This window comes from Desulfurivibrio nitratireducens (assembly GCF_044068515.1).
GTDB lineage: Bacteria > Desulfobacterota > Desulfobulbia > Desulfobulbales > Desulfurivibrionaceae > Desulfurivibrio.
In genome coordinates, this window is record NZ_JBIPKI010000001.1 from 77,031 (window position 1) to 101,025 (window position 23,995).

The window sequence follows — 23,995 nt, forward strand, 5'->3', positions numbered from 1 at the left end:
CTGATATGGAGGAATCATACGGCACTCCGTATCCCTCCCCTGTAGAAAATGGGGTAAGCTCTTTGGAGAATATTGAGGAGGAAGGGAAGAAGATTGACAAGGGTCACCTCATTAATAAACTTAATTTCATCAATTTCCAGGATGGCTTCATCCTGATCAATTTCGTCCATCCCCGCTTCAAGCATAGCTGTTCCCGTCCCGCCAAACCCCAAGCCTGCTTCGGTGACCGTCTTGAGTGCCTCTGGCTCGAGGATCAGGCGACCGAGCCGCAACATGATCTCTCCGCTTTCCTGGTCCGGAATTTCCTGGTCATTGATGGTAAGAAGGCCCTGATAGTTATTCCCCAGGAAACCACCATCAATTCCCAAGGCATCAGTTTTATGCTGCCGGAAAGCTGCAGGGAGATCAACTCGCGCCGATTATATCGCCACCGCTGCGAGGGCATTAGTGCCCAACTGATCCAGAACGGCACCATTTTTCAGGGAGCTCTGCTTGATTTTTCCGCTGTTGCCTTCCGGGTTGAACTGGTCATTTCCCCGCCCCAGACTTTTAACTGGCTTAATCCGGATTTGCCGGTAACGCTGTTGCTGGCCGGCGGCGGGGAAACTCTTTACTCCGGCGAATGCATGGTCATCAGGCACACCGGGGAGCAGCGTAAGCGTACCTATGTTCTCGATGTTTCCAGGGAACAGGTCCAGCGCTTCCGCCCCAAAAGATTTCGCAGTCACCGCTACCAGCTGTTTCCCTCTCCCAATCTTTGCTTTTGTCACCCCTTGTCGGGCAAGTCCGTGACGCTCAAGGTTATCAATGTGTCCGGCTCGGGTTTCGCGGTCGAGGAGAGTGAGCACCTTTCGGTTATGGTGCCAGGGATGATGATTCCCCGGGCCGAACTGAGTTTTGCCAATTCCCTGAAGATTCCTTGCCGCGCCCAGGTTATTTACCGGCGGGTGCACGGCGAGAAACATGGTAAATCTATGGTTCGGGTCGGTGTTGCCATCTTGGATATGAACATTCGTGATCATGGCAAGTTGCTTGGAATATTGCACCAGACCGATGACGAGAATACTTACGTCAACAACGAGGTCGACCTGGATTCCCTGTGGAACTTTTTCTTCGAAACCGGATTTATCTATCCCCAGAAGTATGTCCACCTCCAGACGCGCAAGGAGCAGCTCCGCGAAACCTATCGCAAGATATACACCGAACATCCCGACATTGCCTGCCACTTCACCTACCAGGAAGAAGGCCGCATCCTGGGACACGTTGCCACCTTGCGCTTCTACAATAATTCCTGGATGATTCATCACCATGCCGCCCTCAAGGCTGATCATACGCGGGCCGGTCTTATGGCTCTGAACCAGATCGGGCAGTTCGTCAACGATTCGCTCAATCTCTATTCTTTTCACATGGATTACCTGTTCTGCTTTTTCCGCCCGGAAAATCGTTTTCCCCAGCGGGTTTTCGGCGGGGCCGCCAAAGGCATTAACGATCCCGGAGGTTGTTCCTTGGACAGTTTCGCCTATTTCCATTTTTACAAACATGCCAGCGGAACATTGGAATTGCCCACCCCCTGGTCCCTGGAGGAGACCAGCTCTTCCGACCTTCTCGCCCTCAAAGGGTTCTATGATTTCCAATCGGGGGGGTTGATGCTGCAGGCGCTGGATCTCGAGCCCGAAATGATCGACCTGAGCGGGCTTTCCCGGGAGTATGAGCGGATCGGCCTGACGCGGAGCCGTCACCTGTTTTCTCTGAAAAAGAACGGACAGCTGAAGGCGGTTATTGTTCTTAATATTTCGGATATCGGCTTGAACCTGTCTGATCTGACCAGCTGTATAAAGGTGTTGGTGGTCGAGCCGGCTGATCTGCCCAGGCAGATTGTCCATTTAACCCTGTCTATTCTTTCGGTCAAATTTACCGATGAGGAAATAACCGTCCTGCTGTTTCCCCACTCTTACATGGAAGCCCAAGGCATGGCCGCAGAAAAAACCTACAACCTCTGGGTCCTTAACACCCAGTATTCGGATGCTTATTTCGACCATGTCCAGAAGTTGATCAACATGGTGACGCAACGAACCAGGGGAAGAACATGAATCCTGTTCAAGATAAAGAAAGTCCGGCAATTTACAACAGCCGGCTTATTGACACCTATCTTAAGCTGATTAAGCGTAAATATAGTTTTGTCAATATCGGTGAACTATTGAGCTATGCCGGGATGGAGGCATATGAGGTGGCCGACCAAGGGCACTGGTTCACCCAGGAACAGGTCAATCGGTTTTCTGAAAAGGTACGGGAATTGACCGGTAATCCCAATATCGACCGGGAGGCCGGCCGCTATTCCGCCTCGCCGGAAGCTATCGGTATCATGCGCCAGTATATTCTGGGAATGATGGACCCAGGTAGAGTGTATGAATTGCTTAGCGGGTTGGTAGCGGGCAATTTTACCAGATCGGCTGAATACAAGGCGAAAAAAGTCGGCCCTAATAAGGTGGAAATTGTCGTTACTCCTCGGGCAGGTTACCGCGAAGAACCTTATCAGTGCGAAAGCCGCATGGGCTATTTTGAAGCCATAGCCAATATTTTCAACCACAAGGTTCTTGAAATTGAACACCCTGAGTGCATGTTTCGCGAGGGGAAAGTCTGTCACTACACTATTTCTTGGAAAAAAAGCTTATCTGATCAGTTGAAGATGACAAGAATAATTGCCGGAGGAGCCGCTTTGCTTGCCTTTTCCGGTTATGCCGTTGTTGACCCCAGCTTGGCCTTTAACAGTATTTTGCCCTTGGCTGTCATCATGATGCTGATTATTTCCTTGATGGTGGAGAAGGTTGAAAAAAAGGAGTTGTCAGGAGTTCTTGATAATTTTCGCGGGTCAACGGACAAACTGGTTGAGCAAACCAACATAAATTACAACAATGCTTTGATGACCAACGAGATCGGGCAGGTCATCAGCCGGCAGAATAGTATGCACATGGAGGAGTATGCGGACAGCCAGGTTAATATTGAAAAAATCATGCAGAATGTGGTCCAGGTTTTCGAGAAAAGGCTCGATTACAGAAGGGGTTTGGTGCTGCTGGCCAATCGCGATAAGACCAAGTTGGAATTGAAGGCCGTCTTTGGTTACGAAGATCATATTAAATTGCTGGAAAAAGTCACCTTTCACCTGGATCGGCCCGAATCGCAGGGAGTTTTCGTGGTCAGCTTCCGGGAACAAAAACCCTTTCTGATCAACGATCTGGCAGAGATTGAAGATAAACTTTCCCTGCGCAGCTTGGCCTTGGCAAAAAAATTGGGGGCCAAATCATTCATCTGTTGTCCGATTGTCTGCGATGGTGAGTCGGTTGGTGTGCTGGCGGTGGACAACCCCCGTTCGAACCGTCCCCTGGTTAACAGCGACATGAGCCTGCTCATGGGGATCGCGCCGATGATCGGCATCAGCATTCGCAACGCCGAGTTCCTCGATGCTCGCAACCGGCAGTTCAAGTCGTTGATGCAATTGCTGGCTGCAACCATCGACGCTCGAGACTCCTTGACCGCCGGCCATTCCGAAAAGGTTACCGAATACGCTGTTGGCATCTGCCAGGAGATGGGTTTGCCGGCCAATTATCGGGAAATGATCCGGGTCGCCGCTCTTCTTCACGATTATGGCAAGATCGCGGTTCCCGATGCAGTCCTCAAGAAGAATGGGCGTTTAACGGAAACGGAGTATGAGGTTGTCAAGACCCACAGTGAAAAGACCCGTGAAATCCTTGAGCAGATCAGGTTTGAGGGCATTTTTGTGCAAGTACCCGAGGTAGCCGGGGCCCATCATGAAAAAATTGACGGCAGCGGTTACCCGAAAGGACTTAAGGGGAAGGAGATTCCACTGGGAGCCAAAATTATCGCGGTGGCTGACTTCTTCGAGGCAATTACCGCCAAAAGGCACTATCGCGAGCCTATGCCACTGGAAGTAGCCTTCCGGTTGCTTCATGAAAAGAGTGGTATTCATTTCGACCACAAAATCGTCGAGGCCTTCAGCCGCTACTTCTTGAAATCTCATCTGGAGGGAGCCCCGGCGGGAAGTCGGCCTGGTTTTTGGCTGCCCCGCCCGGCCGAGCTTTCTGCTTTGGTTAAAGATAAGCTCAAAACCAGCGAAACCGACCTTATTGTCGATGCAATTGTCAGATCGTCCAACCAGGATCCTGCCGCAGAGCTTCAGCCGGACTTCGTCCCCGAAGCCGCTGACAATCAGGAGAAAGGGCCCGATGACGAGGGCCGGGTGGTCTGGCTGGATCGCTACAAGGCTGGCAGATAAAGGGCGCATTCACATAATAATAGAGGGCAAAAGGGCCGCCTTGTCCGCCCGGGCAAGAGATCGCCATGCTATGTTTCCCCAGTCTTTTGGGGAGCCGAGTCAAACCGGGGTCTAAAGTGCCAGTTTTTATCGCTCTGGCTTACGGCCCCGACAGCAGATGACCGGGGTATAGGTAAATCTCCTCGGGTCGGCAAAACTCCGCTTGAATTCATCATAGAATTCTTCATATCCACCCTGGTACTCGTCCAGGGAAAATCCGAAATTCCTCACCCCCACCTCTACTTTTTTAGTCCAGTTAAACTCGTCGGTTTTGTTGATGGGCCCATAAATAAGGTGATGTGCCGTCAGGTCAACATTGATCTCTTCATAACCCAGGTCGTACAGGAAGGAATATAATTTGCGGCCCACATAGGGGTCGAAATCCGCATTTTCTTCCAAATGTTTTGCCAGGGCCTGGATGGTTCTTTCCATTCTGGGGGGGAGACCATAATGGCTTAGGCAGTTGTAGTCCAAGTCAATGAGACAAAGAATGCCGCCTGGCTTGATCAGGCGGTCCAGGTTTTTGACCAGGTCGAAACTGTGAGTGAGATAGTACTCCAGCAAAAAACGTACCCAGATGAAATCATAAGTACCAATATCATCCAGCGGCCCCAGGGCCGCCCGGCGCAGGAATTCGATGCCTGGCCGGCCATAGTGCTCAATGGCAAAATTGATCCGCTGCTCTGAGCTGTCAATACCAACCGCCGATCCACCCGGCTGGACGAGATCATATAGTTTGGAGGTGGTTTTACCACAACCACAGCCGATATCGGCAACCCTCATTCCCGGTTGCAGGCCGGCCCAAAGCGCTTGTCTTGCTGTGACATCATTGTCGGTCTTGAGATCAAGGCGTAGGGATTCTTCATCGTTTTCCATCAGATATTCGTTGTCAAGCATCCGGTGCTCCTGAAATATTCTGAAACTAGTGGGCCATTTAACAAAGTTTGCTTACTAGTCAAGTGTCTAAAGAATGGATAAACAAAAAAACGATATTTTAGCTAAGTAACTTGCCTAGTTCAAACCAGCATGATCCCAAAGCATAATCTGTAAAGGTCTGAAAAAATAAAATTTAGACTTGAGCGGGCCAAATTTATGATTGCTTCCCGAGCAAATTGCTGTCGACTTCTTGTCTCCCTGCCGAGAGGAAAACAACTTAATTATTGCTAAATTGTTTCTGTTATCAATGTTTTAACTCAAAAGGTCCTTATTATTTGCAGAGTTTCGGGGAGATGATAATCGATAGTGCCCCGCCCGCGAAACCTTTTTTGTTTGACAATCGTCATTGGCGATGATTTTATGAACGCCTCTTTGTGGTTTAAAGTATTGTTTTTATTCCTGTTGCCTGACAATATGGAGGATTAGTCATGACGAGGCGGCCCGGCATTCATAGCTCAGTTTTGACAGCGGCTCTTGGCCTTCTGGTTTGTGCCCCCACCTTGGCGCAGGCGGGGGGATATGCGGTCTATACCCATGGGGCCTCGGCGTTGGGCCAGGGCAATGCGGTGGTTGCCAACGGCGATGATCCGTCGGTGATCTTCTTCAATCCTGCCCTGCTGAGTCAGCTCCCGGGCACCCAGGTGCAGGCGGGAACGACCCTGATTTTCTCCAGCGGGGATTTTCGCAGTGATCTTACCGGCCGGAGTTCTGATAAGGACAGCGATCTCTTCCTGCCCAGCACCTTTTATTTCTCCCACCGGTTCAATGACAAAGTGAGCGCCGGGCTTGGCGTCTTCAGTCCATTCGGGCTCGGCAACGATTGGGGCAAGGAGTGGGAAGGGCGCTTCATCGCCACCAACTCGGAGTTGAAGAGCTTTAACGTCAACCCGGTGCTGTCGTTGCAGGTCAACCCCAAGCTGGCCTTGGCCGGCGGGCTTAACTTTATTTACCTCGACTCGACCCTCGAAAGGCAGCTGCGGGCCACCGCCCTCGGGATTCCGATCCCCGGCCTTGAAGTGGGCCAGAAATTCAGCGGCGACGGCACCGGGATAGGTTTCAACCTCGGCATGCTGCTGGATTTGACCGATGATCTGGCTTTGGGGGTCTCCTACCGCAGCGAAATCAAGGTGGATATCACCGGTGACGTGTCCTTTGCCACCCCTGAGGGCTTTCCGGTCCCCCTGCCGGGAATGCCCGGCAAAACCGACCTGACCCTGCCCCAGCAGGCCTTTGCCGGGCTGTACTACAAGGGATTCGATCCCCTGACTTTCGAGGTCGGCCTGCTTTGGGAAGGCTGGTCGTCGTTTGAAGAACTCCGGATCGAGTTGCCCGATGGCTCGAGCACGGTCACTCCCCGCGACTGGAACAACTCCTTGGTCTACAACCTGGGCGTCCGTTACCGTCTCAATCCCACCGTCACCCTGTTGGCCGGTTATCTCTACGGCGAAACCCCGGTGCCGGACCACACCTTCGACCCCTCGATTCCCGATTCCGATACCCATCTCTTCAGCCTGGGTACCGATCTCAACTTCAACCGTTGCAAGGTTGCCTTCAGCTATGCCTACCAGCGTTTTGAAAGCCGGACCAAAAACAACCTGATCGGGGCGTCGCCGGTGGCGGAAAGTACCGATCTGGCCAACGGTACCTACAAGTCGGATCTGCACATGGTTGCCCTGGGCCTGACCTACCGTTTCTGAGTCCGCTGGCCGCCGCGGGGCCGCCATTGCCGAAGCCGACCCGCGGCGGCCTTTCAACCTGGTCTGGCTGGAAACCCCAGAGGCCCTGACTCGCGCTGCGGCGGCGGAATTTTCCGCGGCGCGATAAGCAGTTGCGCCAGCTTTCCCGTCGCCACCATCCCGGAACAAATCCCCGCAGACCCTTGTCTTCTATTAAGCTCCGAACTTGCCAAAGTTGATATTGTGATTATGGTGTCGACTCACCCAAGACCTAGTGGCAATACACCTCTCAATCTGGTGCTTGCTGACCTTAACCTGCGAGGTTTGAGATATGCATAAAGTTAGCGGCAGAACCATCGATCTCTCCAAGGTCCGGACCGTGGTTTATCATCTGCCCAACGGTGACAGCTTCGCCGTTCCCATTGAAAATTTCGATCCCTTTTTCGACTGGGGCCTGGGTAAGATCTGCGATACTTCGGAAATAGACGGATTCGTTCACTTTTTTCCCCGCGGCAACGCGTGAACCGGCCCGCGTTAGCAAACACCGGGCCGCTTTCCCGGCAATGGCCGGCCGGCGTTGCTCCTCTACTTGACTTATCCCGGGACAATCATGTCCATACCTCCCTTTGCCTGCACGCGGTCGGCGCCATGGAGGAGTATGTTGAGGCGGCCTTGGCCCGGGGCCTGACCGGGCTGGTTTTTCTCGAACATTTCGAGGCCGGGATCACCTCTCCCCGCCGCACCTGGCTCACCGCTGAGGATTTCGCTTATTACCGGGAGGAGGGGGAGCGGCTGCGGCGGCGCTATGCCGGGCGGATTGACATCGGCCTGGGGGTGGAAGTGGGCTACAACCCCAAGGAGGTCGCGGCCACCAAGGCTTTCCTGGCCGCCCACCCCTGGGACCGGGTCGGAATATCCTGTCACTTCCTGGATATTGGCGGGCGCCACTATAACCTGCTGAGCCGGGATTCCCGCACCCTGGCGGTCTTCGACGCCTACGGAGTGGAGCAGGTGCTGGCCGCCTATTTCCAGTTGCTGGCGGAAGCGGTGGAACTGCTGCCGGGGACCGTGCTTTGTCACCTGGACGCGGCCCTGCGCCATCACCCGGAGGTGGCTCCGGCCCTGGCCTCCCAGATGGCTAACCCGGTTCTCGACCAGATCTTTACCGTCATGGCCGCCAGGGGAATGGCCCTGGAAATCAACACTTCGGGCTTCGATCATCGGCGTGGCCAAGCCTATCCCGCCCCCGAGCTGCTGGCCCGGGCCTTGGACCGCAACTTGGCGCTCTGCCCGGGTTCCGATGCCCACCGGCCCGAGGAAGTCGGTCGATTTTTCTCCGAATTAATTTGAGCGCCGGCCTTGTTGGGGACCGGGCCGCATCACGCCGGTCCGGACGGCTCCGGTTTTTACGCGCTATCTCCTGAGCGGGTAAACTACTGCGATGTTCGGCGATGCTCGGCGGAGCGAGGCCGCCGGAGCCTTAAGCCAGACTGATGATCAGGGGGATTTGATGCAGGGCTTTGGAGGCTTGCCGGGTCGCGCCCAGGCGCCACTCCTTGCAGGCGGCGGCGGGGCCCAGCACCTTGTCGATTTCCGTCACCAGTCCCTTGATATTGAGCAGGGGATGGCGGGAAAAAACCTCGGGCAGGCCATAGGTCAGGTTGCAGGCCAGGCATTTGCCGGGCCGTTCGTGCAGTTCAAGGCGGAACTCGAGGGTGTTATCGCTCGGGTCGTACTGTTTGAAGCTCAGCCTGATGTCGTAAGCCCCTTCGGCGGCATCACCCAGCAGGGCCTCGAAAAACTCGTCGGCCCGGCCCGGCGGCAGGAGTTCGGCCAGTTTGGCGGGGGTGAACAGTTGCTGGAGGGTGTCGTTGTTCATGGTCGTATCTCCGGGGCTCTGGTTGAGATGGGCACGGGTACGGGAAAACCAACAACCGCAGGCAAAATATAAGCGGGCATGATAGCAGCCTTGCCCGGAAGTTCAACTTTTTTCTCCGGCCCGCCCCGGTTCTGTGGTACATTGGCCTGCTATGCAGCCTTCATTGTTTACCCTTGATCACCAGCTTGCAGGATCGCCTCCCGTCTCCCCCGCCGCCGCGACGGCCGCCTTGAATCCGGCCCAGCGGGAAGCGGTTTACGCCCCCGACGGCCCGATCCTGGTGATCGCCGGGGCCGGCAGCGGTAAGACCCGAACCCTGGTCCACCGCCTGGCCCACCTGGTGGAACGGGGGATAGCGCCGGAAAATCTGCTGCTGCTGACCTTTACCCGCAAAGCAGCCCAGGAAATGATCGCCCGGGCGGCTTACTTGCTGGCCGATTCCTCCTGCCGGCGGGTGACCGGGGGCACCTTCCATGCCGCCGCCAATCTGCTCCTGCGCCGTTATGCCCTCCACGTCGGCTTCCAGCCCAACTTCACCATCCTCGACCAGGCCGACGCCGAGGGAATTATCAACCTGCTCAAATCTTCCCTGGGCCTGGGTGGAGCGGGACGGCGCTTTCCTTCCCGGCGCCTGATTCTGGGCGTACTCAGCAAGGCGGTCAATACCGGAACGACGGTAAGTGATCTGCTGGAGGCCGAATACGGCCATCTGCTGGAATTTCTCGACGACATCCTGGCCATCGGCGAGCACTACCGCAAGTTCAAGCAGGCCCATAATCTGATGGATTATGACGACCTGCTCGTTTACTGGCGGCTCCTGCTCCGGGAGCATCAGGCGGTTCGGGCTGAACTGGCCCACCGTTTCGAGGCGATCCTGGTGGATGAGTACCAGGACACCAATCCCATTCAGGCCGAGATTGTCCGCCTGCTGGCCGCCCCCCGCAACAACGTGATGGCGGTGGGCGACGACGCCCAGTCGATCTACAGTTTCCGGGGCGCCGATTTTCGCAATATCATGGAGTTTCCCCGTCATTTTCCCGGCACCCGGCTGATCAGGCTGGAAGAAAATTACCGCTCCACCCCGGAAATTCTCCATCTGAGCAACGCCATCATCGCCCCGGCTCCCGAACAGTACCGTAAGGAACTCTTCAGTCGCCTGGCCAACGGCGGCCGCCCGGTCCTCTACGCCGCGCGCAATGAGGGGGCCCAGGCCCGCTTCGTGGTGGAAAAAGTCCGTGAATTGCGGCAGCAGGGCCTGGCCGAGGCGGAGATCGCCGTGCTCTTCCGCTCCGGTTTTCATTCCTATAAGCTTGAACTGGAATTGGCCGCCCACGGGATCGCTTTTGAAAAACGGGGCGGACTCAAGCTGACCGAGTCGGCCCATATCAAGGACGTCCTGGCTCACTTCCGGGTCCTCTGCAACCCGGCCGATCGCCTGTCCTGGAACCGGATCCTGTTGCTGGTCGACAAGATCGGACCCAAAACCGCCCGCAATATCATCGACCGTTTTCCCTTCCCCGCCGAGGGGGACGACAACGAGGGCCTCCTGGCCGGCCACCTGGAAGTTCTGGCGGATTATCCCGCCGGCAAGTCCTGGCAGGCGGGTTTGCAAAAACTGCTGGAACTGTTGGGGGCTATGTCGGGCCGGGAGCTGGATCCCATGGCCCTGCTGGAGCTGGTGCTGGCCTACTATCAGCCGATTTTTCAGCGCCTCTACCCGGACGATTATCCCCGCCGCCAGCGAGACCTGGACCAGTTGCGGCCCCTGCTCAGCACTTACCACGATATCCGGGATTTCCTGGCCGATACGGCCCTCGATCCCCCGGCCCCGGATTCCGTCGCAACCGGTGCTGAACCGGGGCGGCTGGTCCTGTCCACCATTCATTCCGCCAAAGGCCTGGAGTGGGACAGCGTTTTCATCATCCACCTGGCCGAAGGCAAATTCCCCGCCGCCCAAGCGGAAGGGGACGACCAGTATGAAGAAGAAAGGCGCCTTTTCTATGTTGCCGCCACCCGCGCCAAACGCAACCTCTACCTGATCTTTCCCCGGGAAGTGGCGGGATACGACCGCCGCAGCAACCTGTGCGAACCCTCCTCCTTTCTCGGGGAGGTACCGCCCCGGCTGCTGCAAATCGCCGGCAGTTGCCCGGGCGCCGGTTTCCTCACCGCGGAGGGCTGGGCGACGGCTGGCCGGGGGGGAACCGACGTTGCTTCCCCCGCGAGTCGGACCGCTCCGGCAGGGCCCGGCATCGCCGGGCCGGGCAAGCCCTGGCAGCCATCTGGTTCCCCCGTCGCCAGCGGCCAGGATGAGGAGGTAGAGGACTTGGCCGTCGGCATGCGGGTGCAGCATCCCTTTTTCGGCCGGGGTACCCTGAGCAAAATGACCACCCCCCGGACCGTGGAAGTCAACTTCGACCGCCATGGCCGCAAAGTCCTGCACCTGGACTACGCCAAACTGCGGAAGGCGTGAAGAGATAAGAGCGTTGGCGCCAAACCTGCCCGCCCGCAAACCCGGGCGGTTAAGTATGGATTTGCGGCCCCGGATTCAGGCTGCCCGGGTTTTCCCAGCGGGACTTTAATGGGCGGGCCGGCGGCGTTTGCCGGTTTGCCGAAAACTTAGTTTGCTACGGCACCAAGATGGATTATCAACAGGCCTGGAAACACCTCGACAGTCTGCTATTTTTCAAGATCAAGCTGGGTCTCGACAGCATGGAGCGCTTTCTCGGGCGGCTGGGCGATCCCCAGCGCCGCTTGCGTTTCATTCATGTGGCCGGGACCAATGGCAAGGGGTCAGTGGCCGCGGCCCTGCTCAGCGTCCTGGCCGGGGCCGGCTACCGGGTCGGACTTTATACCTCGCCCCACTTGAGCTGCGTGCGCGAGCGCTTCCGGATCAACAACGACTTTATTCCGGAGGCTGATTTTGCCCGCCAGGCCACGGCCATCCATGCAGTGCTCGACGGGGAGCAGATCACCTATTTCGAGTTCACCACCGCCCTGGCCCTGCTCTGGTTCGCCGCCGCAGAGGTCGATGTCGCGATCATGGAAGTCGGGATGGGCGGCCGCCTGGATGCCACCAATGTGATTACCCCTCTGGCGGGGGTGATAACCAATGTCTCCCTGGACCATCAGGCTTATCTCGGTGATACCCTGGCCGCGGTGGCGGCCGAGAAGGCCGGGATCATCAAGCCTGGCGTGCCCATGGTTTCGGGAGCGGCCGCCGATGACTCCCGCCGGGTGGTGGAGGAGCGCTGCCGGGAGCTGGCCGCTCCTTTATACTTACTGGGCCGGGATTTTTCCTGGCAGGCGGCCGGGGAAACCGCCGGAGCGGATGCGGATAGAGCGCAATCCCCGTCCGCCAGGTCGTGGACTTACCGAGGGCTCCATGGAGCAATCGAGGGCTTGAACTCGCCCCTGCGGGGAAGTTATCAACGGGACAACCTCAGCCTGGCCCTGGCGACCCTGGAACTGCTGGCGACATCCCTGCCGGTTGGGGAACAGGACATTCGGGCCGGTCTGGCCGCAGTAAGCTGGCCCGGTCGGCTGGAACTGCTGGAATTGTCGCGGGAGGAGCAGGGAGGACGTCGGAGGGTATTGCTGGACGGGGCCCACAATCCCGCCGGGGTGGCCGCCCTGGTGGCCGCCCTGGAGGCCGACTTTACTTATCGCCGCCTGGTGATGATCTGGGCCAGCATGGCCGACAAGGACGTGGCCGCCGGGCTGAACCTGATCGCGCCGCTTTGCGACACCCTGATCCTGACCAGGCCGGAAAGTGAACGTTCCGCCACCCCCGCCGAGATGCGCCGCCTCTTGGCCCCGGAGGGCAGGGTACGGGTGCTGGAGGCCGCCGACCCGCTGGCCGCCCTGGACCTGGCCTGGCGGCTCAGTTCAGCCGAGGATCTGGTCGCGGTGGCCGGCTCGCTTTATCTGGTGGGAGCCGCCCGGCGTATTTTGCTGGGTGAGCTGGTCGCCGCCGTGCCGCGGCCGGAAAAGGAGGATCGGTCTTGAAACCAAGCTGGTTCAGAGGGGCAAAAGGCAAAATTGCCGGCCTGGCCCGGGAGCCGCTGGAGCGCAGGCCTGGGTCTGCGCGGGGCAAAAAGAGGGCCGGCGGGGTCACATTTTAATGGACAGAGCCTGATGGCAGGAAAGCAATTTGATCAGGATTTTGACGGAATTGACGAGGGCCGGATCCGCCGGGAAAAGGCCAAAGCCCGCCAATTGCGCAATAGTCGCTGGTGGAAGGAAAAAATTGCCCAGGGTCGCTGCTATTACTGCGGCCGGGAAGTCGCGCCGGCGGATCTGACCATGGACCATGTGGTCCCGCTGGCCCGGGGCGGGCTCAGCAGCAAAAACAACCTGGTCCCTTGTTGCAAGGAGTGCAACAACGACAAAAAAAGTCGGCTGACCTTGGAATGGCAAGGTTATGATTGAGCGCCGGGCCGGAAGTCAGGCCAACCCGGCCCGGCCCGGGTTCAGCCAACGTCGCCGAAGCAGATCCCGATTTCCCGGGCGGTAAGCAGCTTGTCGCTGCCCACTTCCACCTTTTTTCTGGCCTTGACCGCCTCGGCCAGGGGGACCGCCACCATGTCCGGGGTCCTCAGGGCCACCATGTGGTCAAACATTTCCTGCTCCGCCATCCGGACCGCCGCCCCGCCGAATCGCAGGGCCAGCAAACGGTCGAAGGTGGTGGGAGATCCGCCCCGTTGCAGATGTCCCAGGGTCAGGGAGCGGGTGTCCTTGCCGGAGAGTTTGCGGATCTGCTCCGCCACCCATTCGCCGATTCCCCCCAGGAGTTCGGAGTCGCGGCCCAGTTCGGAATTTTTCCTGGTGACCGCCTTTTTCATGCCCCGGGCCTTGGCGCCTTCGGCCACCACCACGATGGCGTAATGCTTGTCGCGCAACTCGTTGTCGTTGATCTTCTCGCAAACCACGTTGATATCAAAAGGAATCTCGGGGATGAGAATGACATCGGCCCCGCCGGAAATGCCCGCATTCAAGGCGATCCAACCCGAGTCCCGGCCCATTACTTCCACCACCATCACCCGGTCGTGGGACTTGGCGGTGGAATGGAGCCGGTCCAGGGCATCGGTGGCGGTGGAGACGGCGGTATCGAAACCGAAGGTGCGCTGAGTGGCCTCGAGGTCGTTGTCGATGGTCTTGGGCACTCCGATCACCGGCATCCCTTTTTCCACCGCGAAACGATGGGCGATTTCCAGGCTGCCGTCTCCCCCCACCGCGATGTGACAGAAAAAGCCGAGCCGGCGGAAATTGCGCATGATCCGGTCGGAGAGATCCAGGGTCTGAATTTCGCCGGCCAGGTTCTCCACCGGCATGGCAAAAGGGTTGCCCTTGTTGGTGGAGCCGAGGATGGTTCCGCCCATGGGCATGATGTCTTCCACCTTCTCCGGAGTCAGGCGTACCAACTCGTCGGGATCAAGCAGCCCCCGGTAACCGCTTTTGCTGCCGTAAATTTCCCACCCCCGTTGGTATGCGGACTTGGTAACCGCGTAAATTACCGCATTCAGACCGGGCGCATCGCCGCCGCCGGTGGAGATTACAATTTTTTTCATGCTGTTTTACCTCCTGGTCACCTGCCGTGATGCGTAATCATGAGAAAAAATCTCGCCAAGTTATAGTAAGGTTTGCCGGCAAGGTCAAAGCAAAAGAGCCCGGGCCCCCCGCTGGCCGCCGGAATAATATCACCCGGTGAAGACATTCTTCCTGCCTCCCCCTTGACTTCCGGGCCATAATCGCTTAAGTTTTTCCTAAAGTTAATTATGGTTGTCGGAGCACTCCGTCCAGCCTTTCACCAAAACCCCAGTTTAAGGAGATATATCATGCTGGAAATAACTGATTTAGCGAGCAAAAAGCTCAAGGCCTATCTGGAGGACAACAATATTGTCTCTCCGGTTCGAGTGGCCATGATGCAGGGCGGTTGAGCCGGTCCCTCTTTGGGATTGGCTCTGGATGAGCCAAAAGACAATGACACCACCCATACTCAGGACGGAGTTCAATATCTGATCGATAATGGACTCAGCCAGCAGTGCGGCGTGGTCCGGATTGATTTCATCGATGCTGGAGCCCGCTCCGGTTTTTCCATTACCCCGGCCAATCCGCTGGGCGGCGGGGGCTGCGGCAGTTCCTGCAGCACCGCCGGCGGCTCCTGCGGGTGCTAACCGGATCATCTTTCTTATTAAATTGTCGCCAGGAAAAGCCCCCGTGTCGCAGACAGCGGGGGCTTTTTTTGTCGCCGGCCAGGAGATAATTTATGCGCACGCCGGAATTTAGGGATCAGGGGCAACTTGCTGACCGCGAAGGCCGCGCCCTGTTATGGCTGGCCCGCCGGACCATCGCCCGTCATCTCGGTCTGGCCGGAGATGAGGATAACGATCGGGAGATGAAGGCCATCCTCGCCGCTCCTCGCCTGCAGGAGCGGCGAGGAGTCTTCGTAACCCTGAAAAGCGCCGGTTGCCTGCGGGGCTGCATCGGTTGCCTGAGCGCCGCCGCAACCATTGTGGACGGGGTTCGCGACAGCGCCGTCAAGGCCGCCTTTCACGATCCCCGCTTTGCCCCTCTTACCGTCGAAGAACTGGCCGCGGTAAAGATTGAGATCAGTGTTTTGACCCCGCTGGCGCCGCTGGAGTACGATGACGGCGCTGATCTTATCGCCCGTCTGCGGCCGGGCCGGGACGGGGTGCTGATTGGGCGGGGAGGGCATACGGCCACCTTCCTCCCCCAGGTCTGGGAGCAATTGCCGGAGGCGGAGCGTTTTCTCGACCATCTCTGCCTGAAAGCCGGATTGCCCGACTCGGCCTGGCGGGAAGGAGATCTGCGAGTTGAAACCTACCAGGTACAGGCTTTTGCCGAGTAAATTTTTTTTGGGGCCGGCATTAGCTGGCTGGGTTCTCCCGTTTGCTCCGTGACTGATAGCTGCCCCTGGGGCGGTTACCCGTGTGAAAAGTGAGCCACAGCTGCCGGGGCTCTCTTGGTTGGGGATGCCACCGCGGTAAATTCCTTTGCTTATTCTTTTTGCCTTCTTATGGTTGTTTGCCAACTCTGGAGGCAAAAACTGTTTCGCTATCCGGCAGAGCATGATAAACATTTTCCTTCGAGCCCAGGAAGGGGATCTCGGGCCGCTGGGACCTCCCCGGCAGGCGGCAGAGGACAGGGTGGCGCTTGAGCAGACGGATGGCGGACAGCTGGGCATAGGGCCGGCCGTCGAGTTTTCCTCAAATCAAAGAGGAGCTGCGTTTGGCTATGGTGGGAAAAGCCCAAACAAGCACCCGGTTGCTGGCGGCCATCGCCCTGATCGTTCTGGTTGCCGGTTCAACCGCCACCCTGGTGGTCAACTGGCGGATGAAAGCCAGCGCCCGTGATGAGGCCCGGGTCAAGGCCATGCTGATCCTGGATCGCAACCTTGCTATCCATACCTATTTCACCCATCAGCTCAAGCCGGTTCTCTTTGAAACCGTGGATGTCAAGTCGGAAAACTATTTCGAGCCGGCCTGGATGTCGTCAACCTTCGCCGTCAGAGAAATTGACAATTACTATCAGGCCTTGACCGGCAGCGGCTATTACTACAAGGAATGCGCCATCAATGCCCGCAGTCCGGAAAATGAGGCCGACGCCTTTGAAAGTGCCTTTATCAGGCAACTGAACGAAAATCCGGATTTGCACGAATACGCCACGGTGCGTGATATCAATGGGGCGCCGTTTCTGGCGGTACTTCGACGGGGCGAGGTGATGGAGCAAAGCTGTCTTCGCTGTCACAGTACCCCTGAGATCGCTCCTGCCGGCCTGGTGGATTACTATGGGGCCCAGCGCAGCTTCAACCGGGAACTGAACGAGGTGGTTTCGGCCATTTCCCTGCGGATCCCGCTCGCAGAAGCCTATGGTGATGTCAACCGGCTGATCCTCCATCTGTCCCTCTTTTTTGCCTTGGTGCTGCTGGCGGCTCTGGGGGCGGTGGCCTTCCTGGGCAAGCGCTGGATGTTTGATCCTTTGCGCCTGATCCGGGATAAGGCCCTGAATATTACCACCGATCCCCAGCAGTTGGGCGAGCAGATCGAGGTGGCGGCCGGGTCGGAGTTGTCAGCTCTGGTCAGCGCTTTCAACGAGATGTCCCGGCAACTCAGAAAAGAGCGGGATAAGCTTGAAGAAAGGATCCAGCGAAGAACGGCAACCCTCTCCCGGACCAATGACCAGTTGCGGCATGAAGTCGAAGAACGGCGTCAGGCGATTTTGAAGCTGGAAGCGGCCCTCAAGGAAATCAAGACCCTGCGCGGCATACTGCCCATCTGCGCCTACTGCAAGAATATCCGGGACGACAAGGGATACTGGCAAAAACTCGAGGCTTATATCGAGCAGCATTCCGAAGCGGAGTTCACCCACGGCATCTGCCGGGACTGCGCCCGCAAACTTTATCCGGATTTAGATTTGGACGAGGAATAGGTGGTTTTTGCCCCTGAGCATTGCGACCCCCTGAGCCCCCCTCGATTCTGCCACCCGGCTGCGGTCGCGGCCAGGGTCATCACTGTTCTGTCCGGCTCAAGAGCCAGCGCCGCCGAACTCGGCAGGGTCCGCTGGTCGTTGTCGTGCATGCGCCCGGATTTTTGACAAATTACCGCCCCCGGCGACGATATTCGACGGTTGCATCTTGTCACCCAAAATGGTACAAAGCCCCGTGAATCCTGTGGTTGCAGGTTTTGGCCCGGATGGCGGAACTGGTAGACGCAAGGGACTTAAAATCCCTCAACCCTTAGGGTTATGCGAGTTCGATTCTCGCTCCGGGCACCAGTAACAGCAAGGGTTTCCAGGCTTCGGTCTTGGAAGCCTTTTTTTGTTTGACGCGAATTTTTCTCTTTTTTCCCTCTAACAAAGGTCGCGGCCGGCCGCAGCGAAGTCTGGAAACCACCTGGTTTGACCGGATTTCCCCGTGCTGAATCAGGTCTATAAAGGTCCCGGCCAAGTCGCGCCAAGCCGCTATTATGCGCGGCTGCGCCTGGGCACAGTAATGGCAGGAAATAAAAGAATCGTGACTGGAATCAGGTACATCGTGGCGGGCAGTTTGATCGACGGCAGTGGTGCCGGGGTGCGCAGGCAGGTCTTTCTGACCGTTAAGAAGGGCGCCATTGCGGCCATTGGCTCCGCGGCCGATCTTCCAGGCCATGATGGGACGGTCATCGACGACTTCTCGCACTGTACCATTTTGCCGGCCCTGGTTGACGGCAGCGTTGACTTAGCCCGATCGCCCTCCGTGGACGGGCGGGGGCGGTTATCGTCGAACGATGGCGACTTGGCGGAGAAGGCCGCCCTGGTTCAGCGGCATAGCCACTACTGCCATATCCACGGGGTGCTGGGGGTGGCCGACAGTGGTGATCTCACCGGCTTGGTGGAACTCGCTTCCCAAGGAATGGCGGGAGGGGGGCTGATTGATATTCGCACCTCCGGCCCTCTCTGCCGGGCCGAGGGCAGCGGCGGCAACCCGGGGTTCGGGGATTTTCTCCGGGTCGTTTATTCGGCCGATATCGAAGACCAGCCGACTTCAGCCCCTCGCTTCAGCCCGCAAGACCTGAACCGTATTATGCGGCAACGAGACGGTAAAAAGGCGGTGGTGGTGGCCAACGGCCGTCAGGCGGTGGCGGAGGCCCTGGCGGCCGGTTGTGATGCCATTGAACAGGGATACGCAATGGGGGAGGACAATCTCCGCAAAATGGCGAGTCGGAATGTATTGTGGATTCCCGGCCTGCTGCGGGCCAAGAATGCCTTGGATGGCAGCCGGGCCGGCGGGGAGGTATCCTGCCGTTTTTCCCAGCGTTATGCGGCCCCGGGCAAGCCGCTGCCCGGCGCGGAAGCCTTTTGGCAAAAGATAATCGCCGAACAGCTGGCGCAACTGAGTCTGGCCGGCAAACTGGGGGTGACCACGGCGGTGGGAACCGGTGCCGGCAGTGTGGGCATCCTCCATGGCGAGTCAATGGTCGAGGAGCTGAAATTGTTCCTCAAGGCCGGTTATACTTTGGCGGAAGCCATCCGCTGCGCCTCGGTAATTGGAGCGGGCTTTTTCGGCATGGAGCGGCTGGGGCCGCTTGCGGTCGGGCGACCAGCGACCTTTCTGCTTGCCAGGGGTACGCCCCAACAGCTGCCCCGTAAACTCTCCTACCTGGAAGGAATCTATATTGAAGGCCTGCCCAGCCGGGCCTATCATAAAAATCCGATCAAGCCGGCTGGTCGCCCGTCGGGGGCTGGTTAGGTTGTGGGGTCATTGCCGCACCAGGATCAGCCCTATGCCGGCTTACTCCCGAACCTGGCGGCCCCGTTGTGAAGCTGGGGCTATCGTGGCCATATGTCCGGGAATTTTGAGTTGACAGCTTGCAGGTCTGTGGCTACAAGAAAACAATCGGTCCCCTCAGACGGAGAGGGCTCGTACTGCTTAAAAATCTTTTTTTGGTCAGGGGCGGCTACCCGATTTTTTTATTACTAGAACCATTTTCCGGAGCAAAACGCCATTTGTATTGTATCATACAACTGGCGTTTTTTGGTTTAAGCGCGCGTCACCTTCCAGCAACGGAGCTGCGATGAGCCTGCTTGATAAGGAAATAACCGTAGTCGAAGCCCGAAAATGTCCTCTATACAAGGCCAACGACATCTTCAGTCTGTCAGGAATAGGGCTGATGCCCCCCGGCGGTAAACCGGCCTGTGTTTTTCTGGTCCGGGTTGTCGCCGAAAAATTCATCGAAGACTTGAGCGGCGGGCCTCCGGCCGCGTCGCATATTGACGGCGCCGAGTTCAACTGCCCGGGATGCAGCGGTCTCATCAAGGTAGCGGTTGCGGATAAGGGGCAATATCAGACCCTGCAGATGCGGATGCTGATGGCCGCCGAACGGCGGCGGCAGGTTAAAACCATGACCTCGCTTGAAAGCATGCTCAGCAGCTTTTCTTTCTTTCAAGCCGTGGATGATAAAAGTCTCAAGGAGATTATCTCCCATTTAAGCATGGTTGAATTTGAGGTTGATGACATCATCCTCAAACTGGGCACTCCCGGGCAGATTTTTTACATCATCACCTCCGGGCGGGTTGCCCTTTATAATGCCGATGACCAGCATTTTGCCACCCTGGGCCGGGGGGAAATCCTGGGCGAGATGAGTCTGCTGAACGATCAACCGGTCAGTGCCACGGCCAAGGCCATAGAACCAGTCAAGACTTTCGCCCTGCGGAAAAAAGATTTTTTGCAGATCATGGTAAAATATCCATATATCAGGAACACCTTCAACCGCATTCTGATCCAGCGTCTCATGCAGACCGCCATGGCCAGATCGTCGGGCCAGGCTTCGGGCATGGTCTGTCAATTGGAAGAACTGGCCGCGGCGGAACTTTTTCAGATGATCCATGAAAACAAGAAATCCGGTGTTTGCACCCTGGATTTCACCGCCGACAACAAGGCCACCGTGGTTTTCAAGGACGGCGAAATTGTCGCGGCAGCGTCGCGGGAACAGCGCGGCAGCGAAGCCTTTTTCGCTATCCTCAAGGAACAAAAAGGCGTTTTTCAGTTCAGCTTCAACATGCCGGCTGAATATGCCGGCAGCAAGCCCATCGGCGGTTTTATGAAATTGCTGATGGAGGGGCTGCGCAGAATTGATGAAGAAAAATAATACAACTGCTCTTGAAGTGTGAAATATTAACCTGAATGGAATTCGGCGCCAACCAAGAGGAACGGCCGGATCCCATGGCCAGGGAAATGAGGTTGTCTTATGAATTACGGCATCGTTAATCAAGCTCAACTCGAAGACATCAAGACCGCCATGCTGGAAAGCTTGATCAGCAAAGGGGTTGAGTGTGTGATTCTGCTCGATAAAGCCGGCAATACGATCGCCACCGCCGATAACGGGGCTTGCGATTATGATATCTATGCTTTTACGGCGCTGGGCGCGGGGAATTTCGCCACCGTGGAGTCAATGGCCAATCTTGTCGGCGAAAATGATTTTTCCCAGTTTTTCCATACCGGCGAAAAAACCAACATTCATTTTTGCAAAGTGGATGACAATCTGCTGCTGGTTTCAATCTTTGGTAAAGAGCTGTCGCTGGGATATCTTCGCCTGAACGTAGCCGACCTGGTCCACAAAATAAGGCTGATTTGCCGGCAAGGCAGAGAAAGCGGCCATATGAGCTAAATATAGTGATAACTCATCTCAAAAGTGTAATGTTGTCGAGGCCTATTTATTTTCCTGCGGGAGGCGAATCGTGTTCGTTAATCTGAAAACCAAGGAAATCCAGCTTAAAATAGTCTATTACGGTCCCGGCCGGGGGGGAAAAACAACCAACTTGGAATATCTTAACCAGAAATTCCGAGATCGGATCAAAACCGAGATGGTTAGCCTCAAAACCCAAAATGACCGAACGCTCTTTTTTGATTTCCTGCCCATTGGCCTCGGGTCCATCAAAGGATACGATATTCGCATTCAGCTTTACACCGTGCCGGGCCAGGTTAAATATAACGCCACCCGCAAGTTGGTGCTGAAGGGAGTGGACGGGGTGGTTTTTGTCGCCGATGCCCAGCAGGAAAAACGGGCTAAAAATGTGGAATCCCTGAACAATCTTTATGAAAATTTGAAGACCCATAATATTGATATCTTCGACATCCCCCTAGTGCTGCAATACAATAAAGTCGATCTGAAGGAATCGGATATCCCCATACTTGCGGTGGAAACTCTTCAGAATGATCTCAATAGCCGGTTGAAGGTGCCGGCCTTTGAAGCAAGCGCTTTAACTGGCCGCAATGTCGTGCCAACTCTTAAAAAGATAATATCAATGACCATGGCGTCGGTGCAGGACAAAATTAAGTAAAGAGTGCCTTTTGTGGATACTAAAGAGAAATCTGACAGCAACCCCTACGAAGATTTGACTGATCTTTTAAAGCGGCCTGATGGGCGGTTGGAAGACCTCGATTCTCCTATCAGCAAACTGAAGGCGGTTGTATTGTCTTTGGATTGGGATATTTCCGATCAGACCCTGCAGGCTTATGACCAGGAATTGGCCCAGCTGGCTTCGACCTGGAAAGATGACAAGGTTCTCGTCGTCTTTCTGCAGATCTTGTCTGCTCTCGGTAAATATATCCGGGGCAAAAAATCCCTGGCCCATCCCGAAACCATCCAGGTGTTGTCATCCGTATATAAGGCCCTGGAAAAGATAGTCCTGGCCAAGGATATGAGCCTGGCCAGCCAGAAGGCCTTGCTGGTTGAGCAGGTGGCCCGGTACAAAGACTTGCAGGCCAAGATCAGCCGCAGAGGCAAGCCAGACCAGCAGGAAGAAAGGGAGGCCAGGGAGGCGGGTCCGTCCGCGAGTGACGCTCCCGGAGGCGGTCAGGAGGAACTTCTGCCGGCCCTGGCGGGGCTGGGCGAACAGGACCAGGGGCAGCTCAAGGGTTCCAGGTGGGCGGAATATAGCCCCGTAAAGGAGCTGGATGGCCTTTTGGATGATTTTTTTGGAGGAGGTAGCGAGGTTTTGCCGGCTAAAGAGGAGGAACAAGAATCGCCACCTGAAGCGGAGAAACAAGAATCGCCATCTGAATCCATGGGAGCGCGATTGGAGAGTGAACCCCAGGCCGCGCCTTCGTTGCCCTCCGCGACCCCGTTCGGTCGCGAGATTGACCAGACTCTCGAGGACTTCTTCGGCGAAGATGGCGACCAGGGAGGAGAACTTCCTTCGCTCGCCGAGGAGCAACATATTGGCCCCGGTGGAGATTTGGGTGATGACGGGATGTCCGGTCCTATTGCCGCGGTCAGGGAAACGAGTCCGGCGGCAGCCGAGCCGGAGATCCCGCCGGAGCCGGTCAAAATTGAGGATACCCCTCTTTATCCCCTGAAAGAGTTGATCGAGGGTCTTGGCCCCGGCATTGACAGAGCCGGCCTGGATCAACTGAAAGAGCAGCTTAATAACGTGCAAGCCGGTTGTGGCGAAGACGTGAATATCTTGCTGCTGCTGCATGTTATGTCCTCGGCGGGTAATTCGCTTAAGCTCCTGGGAGCCAACGTGCCGCCGGAATACAGCGGGCTGCTGCAAAAAATCTACGCCAGGCTGGAAGGCGTGTATCTGGCTCCCGCCGCCGCCGGGGAACCGCGTCTGGAACAGGTCGGGGATGTCATCAATGACTATGTCAACCTGCAGAACAAGGTCCTGCAGTCCTTGATTCGTTCCTGCATGAAGGGGCAGGAGAGTCTGCAGGCCGCCCACCAGAGCAACAAGCTGCTTAAGCTGGAACTCGCCCGGGAAAAAGCGGCTCGAGCCAAGCCGGAAGAAGAATCCGCCTTGCAAGAGCAAATGGCCCAGCAGAAGCTGGCCGCTTCAAGTCGAGAAAAAGCGGAGCAGGCCAAACCGGAGGAGACAGCCGAGGAAGCGCCACCCCAGGAGTCGGTAAAAGCGGCAACCTCTCCCGAGGGGATTATGGCTAAGCTGAAAGGAATCTTCGGGAAAAAATGAACCTCGGCAAGGGATTTGAAATGTTGTTTTTCTGTGAGGAGTGTGGAGAAAAGGTCTTTCTGGAAATCAAGTCTGCCGCCGAGCAGGGGAAGACGTTGTCGTTTCGCTGCCGGGCTTGCCACTACCTGAACAGAATTGCCGCCCCCCCGGGTGCCGGCAAAACCCAGCCCGGCGCAGCCAAATCCAAGAGCGAGGGGCAATAGCGAGCCCTTTGCATATAGGTGCCCTGTCCGCTGGCCGGGGGTCGCCTTCTCTCCAGCCCGCTGGAGCGTTCATGCTCTTCCGGGTTCCTCAGCCCTTGTCCCGGGATCCGATCACTTCTCCGGTCAGGACATCGACGATAACATCATGCCGCTGTTCCCCAGGATCTCGCCGCCGTTCCCCGGCTTCGGGCTGGGCCGAAGCGGAGAGTCCGATAAGGGCGTCGGTGATGCTGGCCAGCTCGGCGGCCAGATCGGGATCGACGGCGCATAAGCTGACCCGGGCTTTGGTCAACGTATCTATGCAGTGGAAAAGATCATCCGGTTTTGTCAGGTCATAAGGCCCTGGCGATTCGGGCTCCATGGTCGCAATCCTCCCGTTGTCCTTTGTTTGCCTTTTAGTAGTTGCTGCTTCGCCAGTCAGGCGGCCCTGCTGGAAACCGCCTGCCTTTGCCGCGCCGGCGATCACTTTAAGCTGCCTTCCAGGCGGTAGCTCTCGCTTCAT

Annotated in this window: 22 protein-coding genes and 1 tRNA gene; 18 read left to right on the forward strand and 5 right to left on the reverse strand. The window is 56.9% G+C overall.

The window, feature by feature from the left end; genetic code table 11:
- The first annotated feature begins 62 nt into the window (after nt 1-62).
- The gene (locus ACHHTY_RS00335) at nt 63-2,090 is read left to right on the forward strand and encodes a PilZ domain-containing protein (protein ID WP_395492044.1); all 2,028 of its coding nucleotides are present in this window, start codon (nt 63-65) and stop codon (nt 2,088-2,090) included.
- Nucleotides 2,087-4,291: an HD domain-containing phosphohydrolase gene (locus tag ACHHTY_RS00340; protein ID WP_395492045.1), complete on the forward strand. Its 2,205-nt coding sequence runs from the start codon at nt 2,087-2,089 to the stop codon at nt 4,289-4,291. The genes ACHHTY_RS00335 and ACHHTY_RS00340 overlap by 4 nt, the downstream gene beginning before the upstream one ends.
- Before the next feature lie 126 nt (nt 4,292-4,417).
- Here the strand turns inward: ACHHTY_RS00340 and ACHHTY_RS00345 are convergent, their stop codons facing one another.
- Nucleotides 4,418-5,227, reverse strand: coding sequence for a class I SAM-dependent methyltransferase (locus tag ACHHTY_RS00345; protein ID WP_395492046.1), 810 nt, complete (start codon nt 5,225-5,227; stop codon nt 4,418-4,420).
- Between the two features lie 467 nt (nt 5,228-5,694).
- Here ACHHTY_RS00345 and ACHHTY_RS00350 point away from each other — a divergent pair, with 467 nt between their 5' ends.
- The 3 genes from ACHHTY_RS00350 (at nt 5,695) to ACHHTY_RS00360 (ending at nt 8,292) form a co-directional block, all read left to right on the forward strand.
- Nucleotides 5,695-6,963 (forward strand): OmpP1/FadL family transporter, encoded by a 1,269-nt coding sequence (locus tag ACHHTY_RS00350; protein WP_395492047.1) that lies wholly within the window; start codon nt 5,695-5,697, stop codon nt 6,961-6,963.
- 310 nt (nt 6,964-7,273) lie between these two features.
- Complete coding sequence (locus ACHHTY_RS00355) at nt 7,274-7,465, forward strand: hypothetical protein (protein WP_395492048.1); 192 nt, start codon at nt 7,274-7,276, stop codon at nt 7,463-7,465.
- Nucleotides 7,462-8,292 (forward strand): histidinol-phosphatase, encoded by an 831-nt coding sequence (locus tag ACHHTY_RS00360; RefSeq protein WP_395492050.1) that lies wholly within the window; start codon nt 7,462-7,464, stop codon nt 8,290-8,292. The genes ACHHTY_RS00355 and ACHHTY_RS00360 overlap by 4 nt, the downstream gene beginning before the upstream one ends.
- A 130-nt stretch (nt 8,293-8,422) precedes the next feature.
- On the opposite strand, the gene ACHHTY_RS00365 is transcribed toward ACHHTY_RS00360, so the two are convergent.
- Nucleotides 8,423-8,821, reverse strand: a complete 399-nt coding sequence (locus ACHHTY_RS00365; RefSeq protein WP_395492051.1) for a pancreas/duodenum homeobox protein 1 — start codon at nt 8,819-8,821, stop codon at nt 8,423-8,425.
- A 163-nt stretch (nt 8,822-8,984) separates the two neighbouring features.
- Between ACHHTY_RS00365 and ACHHTY_RS00370 the strand changes: the two genes are divergently transcribed.
- The 3 genes from ACHHTY_RS00370 (at nt 8,985) to ACHHTY_RS00380 (ending at nt 13,249) form a co-directional block, all read left to right on the forward strand.
- Nucleotides 8,985-11,291 (forward strand): ATP-dependent helicase, encoded by a 2,307-nt coding sequence (locus ACHHTY_RS00370; RefSeq protein WP_395492052.1) that lies wholly within the window; start codon nt 8,985-8,987, stop codon nt 11,289-11,291.
- A gap of 167 nt (nt 11,292-11,458) precedes the next feature.
- Nucleotides 11,459-12,826 (forward strand): bifunctional folylpolyglutamate synthase/dihydrofolate synthase, encoded by a 1,368-nt coding sequence (locus tag ACHHTY_RS00375; RefSeq protein WP_395492053.1) that lies wholly within the window; start codon nt 11,459-11,461, stop codon nt 12,824-12,826.
- Between the two features lie 129 nt (nt 12,827-12,955).
- Nucleotides 12,956-13,249 carry an HNH endonuclease gene (locus tag ACHHTY_RS00380; protein ID WP_395492054.1) on the forward strand — a complete coding sequence of 98 codons (294 nt, stop codon included), beginning with the start codon at nt 12,956-12,958 and terminating at the stop codon, nt 13,247-13,249.
- A 41-nt stretch (nt 13,250-13,290) separates the two neighbouring features.
- Here ACHHTY_RS00380 and ACHHTY_RS00385 read toward each other — a convergent pair whose 3' ends face one another.
- The gene (locus tag ACHHTY_RS00385; RefSeq protein ID WP_395492055.1) at nt 13,291-14,388 is read right to left on the reverse strand and encodes a 6-phosphofructokinase; all 1,098 of its coding nucleotides are present in this window, start codon (nt 14,386-14,388) and stop codon (nt 13,291-13,293) included.
- A gap of 267 nt (nt 14,389-14,655) precedes the next feature.
- On the opposite strand from ACHHTY_RS00385, the gene ACHHTY_RS00390 reads away from it, so the two are divergent.
- From ACHHTY_RS00390 to ACHHTY_RS00405, 4 genes are all read left to right on the forward strand, one after another.
- The gene (locus ACHHTY_RS00390; RefSeq protein WP_395492056.1) at nt 14,656-14,994 is read left to right on the forward strand and encodes an IscA/HesB family protein; all 339 of its coding nucleotides are present in this window, start codon (nt 14,656-14,658) and stop codon (nt 14,992-14,994) included.
- Nucleotides 14,995-15,086: 92 nt separating this feature from the next.
- Nucleotides 15,087-15,689 carry an AmmeMemoRadiSam system protein A gene (gene amrA / locus ACHHTY_RS00395; protein WP_395492057.1) on the forward strand — a complete coding sequence of 201 codons (603 nt, stop codon included), beginning with the start codon at nt 15,087-15,089 and terminating at the stop codon, nt 15,687-15,689.
- 386 nt (nt 15,690-16,075) lie between these two features.
- Nucleotides 16,076-17,269, forward strand: a complete 1,194-nt coding sequence (locus ACHHTY_RS00400) for a c-type heme family protein (RefSeq protein ID WP_395492250.1) — start codon at nt 16,076-16,078, stop codon at nt 17,267-17,269.
- A gap of 257 nt (nt 17,270-17,526) precedes the next feature.
- Nucleotides 17,527-17,614 (forward strand) — tRNA-Leu (locus ACHHTY_RS00405).
- Here the strand turns inward: ACHHTY_RS00405 and ACHHTY_RS00410 are convergent.
- A complete protein-coding gene (locus tag ACHHTY_RS00410; protein WP_395492058.1) occupies nt 17,583-17,987 on the reverse strand; it encodes a hypothetical protein in 405 nt (134 codons plus the stop codon). The two genes, ACHHTY_RS00405 and ACHHTY_RS00410, sit on opposite strands and share 32 nt — an antisense overlap.
- 126 nt (nt 17,988-18,113) lie before the next feature.
- Here ACHHTY_RS00410 and ACHHTY_RS00415 point away from each other — a divergent pair, with 126 nt between their 5' ends.
- The 6 genes from ACHHTY_RS00415 to ACHHTY_RS00440 all read left to right on the forward strand — a co-directional run bounded on the left by ACHHTY_RS00415 (nt 18,114) and on the right by ACHHTY_RS00440 (nt 23,493).
- Nucleotides 18,114-19,067: an amidohydrolase family protein gene (locus ACHHTY_RS00415; protein WP_395492059.1), complete on the forward strand. Its 954-nt coding sequence runs from the start codon at nt 18,114-18,116 to the stop codon at nt 19,065-19,067.
- 325 nt (nt 19,068-19,392) lie between these two features.
- Entirely contained in the window at nt 19,393-20,466 is a 1,074-nt protein-coding gene (locus tag ACHHTY_RS00420; protein WP_395492060.1) for a cyclic nucleotide-binding domain-containing protein, read from the forward strand.
- A gap of 99 nt (nt 20,467-20,565) precedes the next feature.
- Nucleotides 20,566-20,985, forward strand: coding sequence for a roadblock/LC7 domain-containing protein (locus ACHHTY_RS00425; protein WP_395492061.1), 420 nt, complete (start codon nt 20,566-20,568; stop codon nt 20,983-20,985).
- A 67-nt stretch (nt 20,986-21,052) separates the two neighbouring features.
- Nucleotides 21,053-21,658, forward strand: a complete 606-nt coding sequence (locus ACHHTY_RS00430; RefSeq protein WP_395492251.1) for a GTP-binding protein — start codon at nt 21,053-21,055, stop codon at nt 21,656-21,658.
- 3 nt (nt 21,659-21,661) lie between these two features.
- Nucleotides 21,662-23,290: a hypothetical protein gene (locus ACHHTY_RS00435; protein ID WP_395492062.1), complete on the forward strand. Its 1,629-nt coding sequence runs from the start codon at nt 21,662-21,664 to the stop codon at nt 23,288-23,290.
- Nucleotides 23,287-23,493, forward strand: a complete 207-nt coding sequence (locus ACHHTY_RS00440; protein ID WP_395492063.1) for a hypothetical protein — start codon at nt 23,287-23,289, stop codon at nt 23,491-23,493. The genes ACHHTY_RS00435 and ACHHTY_RS00440 overlap by 4 nt, the downstream gene beginning before the upstream one ends.
- 88 nt (nt 23,494-23,581) lie before the next feature.
- Here the strand turns inward: ACHHTY_RS00440 and ACHHTY_RS00445 are convergent, their stop codons facing one another.
- Entirely contained in the window at nt 23,582-23,854 is a 273-nt protein-coding gene (locus tag ACHHTY_RS00445) for a hypothetical protein (RefSeq protein ID WP_395492064.1), read from the reverse strand.
- Between the last annotated feature and the right edge of the window lie 141 nt (nt 23,855-23,995).

Bases quoted from the DNA above. Each gene is read 5' to 3' on its own strand.
- ACHHTY_RS00340 (WP_395492045.1), top strand. From the start codon at position 2,087: ATGAATCCTGTTCAAGATAAAGAAAGTCCGGCAATTTACAACAGCCGG.
- ACHHTY_RS00345 (WP_395492046.1), bottom strand. From the start codon at position 5,227: ATGCTTGACAACGAATATCTGATGGAAAACGATGAAGAATCCCTACGC.
- ACHHTY_RS00350 (WP_395492047.1), top strand. From the start codon at position 5,695: ATGACGAGGCGGCCCGGCATTCATAGCTCAGTTTTGACAGCGGCTCTT.
- ACHHTY_RS00355 (WP_395492048.1), top strand. From the start codon at position 7,274: ATGCATAAAGTTAGCGGCAGAACCATCGATCTCTCCAAGGTCCGGACC.
- ACHHTY_RS00365 (WP_395492051.1), bottom strand. From the start codon at position 8,821: ATGAACAACGACACCCTCCAGCAACTGTTCACCCCCGCCAAACTGGCC.
- ACHHTY_RS00375 (WP_395492053.1), top strand. From the start codon at position 11,459: ATGGATTATCAACAGGCCTGGAAACACCTCGACAGTCTGCTATTTTTC.
- ACHHTY_RS00380 (WP_395492054.1), top strand. From the start codon at position 12,956: ATGGCAGGAAAGCAATTTGATCAGGATTTTGACGGAATTGACGAGGGC.
- ACHHTY_RS00385 (WP_395492055.1), bottom strand. From the start codon at position 14,388: ATGAAAAAAATTGTAATCTCCACCGGCGGCGGCGATGCGCCCGGTCTG.
- amrA (WP_395492057.1), top strand. From the start codon at position 15,087: ATGCGCACGCCGGAATTTAGGGATCAGGGGCAACTTGCTGACCGCGAA.
- ACHHTY_RS00400 (WP_395492250.1), top strand. From the start codon at position 16,076: ATGGTGGGAAAAGCCCAAACAAGCACCCGGTTGCTGGCGGCCATCGCC.
- ACHHTY_RS00410 (WP_395492058.1), bottom strand. From the start codon at position 17,987: ATGGCCTGGAAGATCGGCCGCGGAGCCAATGGCCGCAATGGCGCCCTT.
- ACHHTY_RS00420 (WP_395492060.1), top strand. From the start codon at position 19,393: ATGAGCCTGCTTGATAAGGAAATAACCGTAGTCGAAGCCCGAAAATGT.
- ACHHTY_RS00425 (WP_395492061.1), top strand. From the start codon at position 20,566: ATGAATTACGGCATCGTTAATCAAGCTCAACTCGAAGACATCAAGACC.
- ACHHTY_RS00440 (WP_395492063.1), top strand. From the start codon at position 23,287: ATGAACCTCGGCAAGGGATTTGAAATGTTGTTTTTCTGTGAGGAGTGT.
- ACHHTY_RS00445 (WP_395492064.1), bottom strand. From the start codon at position 23,854: ATGGAGCCCGAATCGCCAGGGCCTTATGACCTGACAAAACCGGATGAT.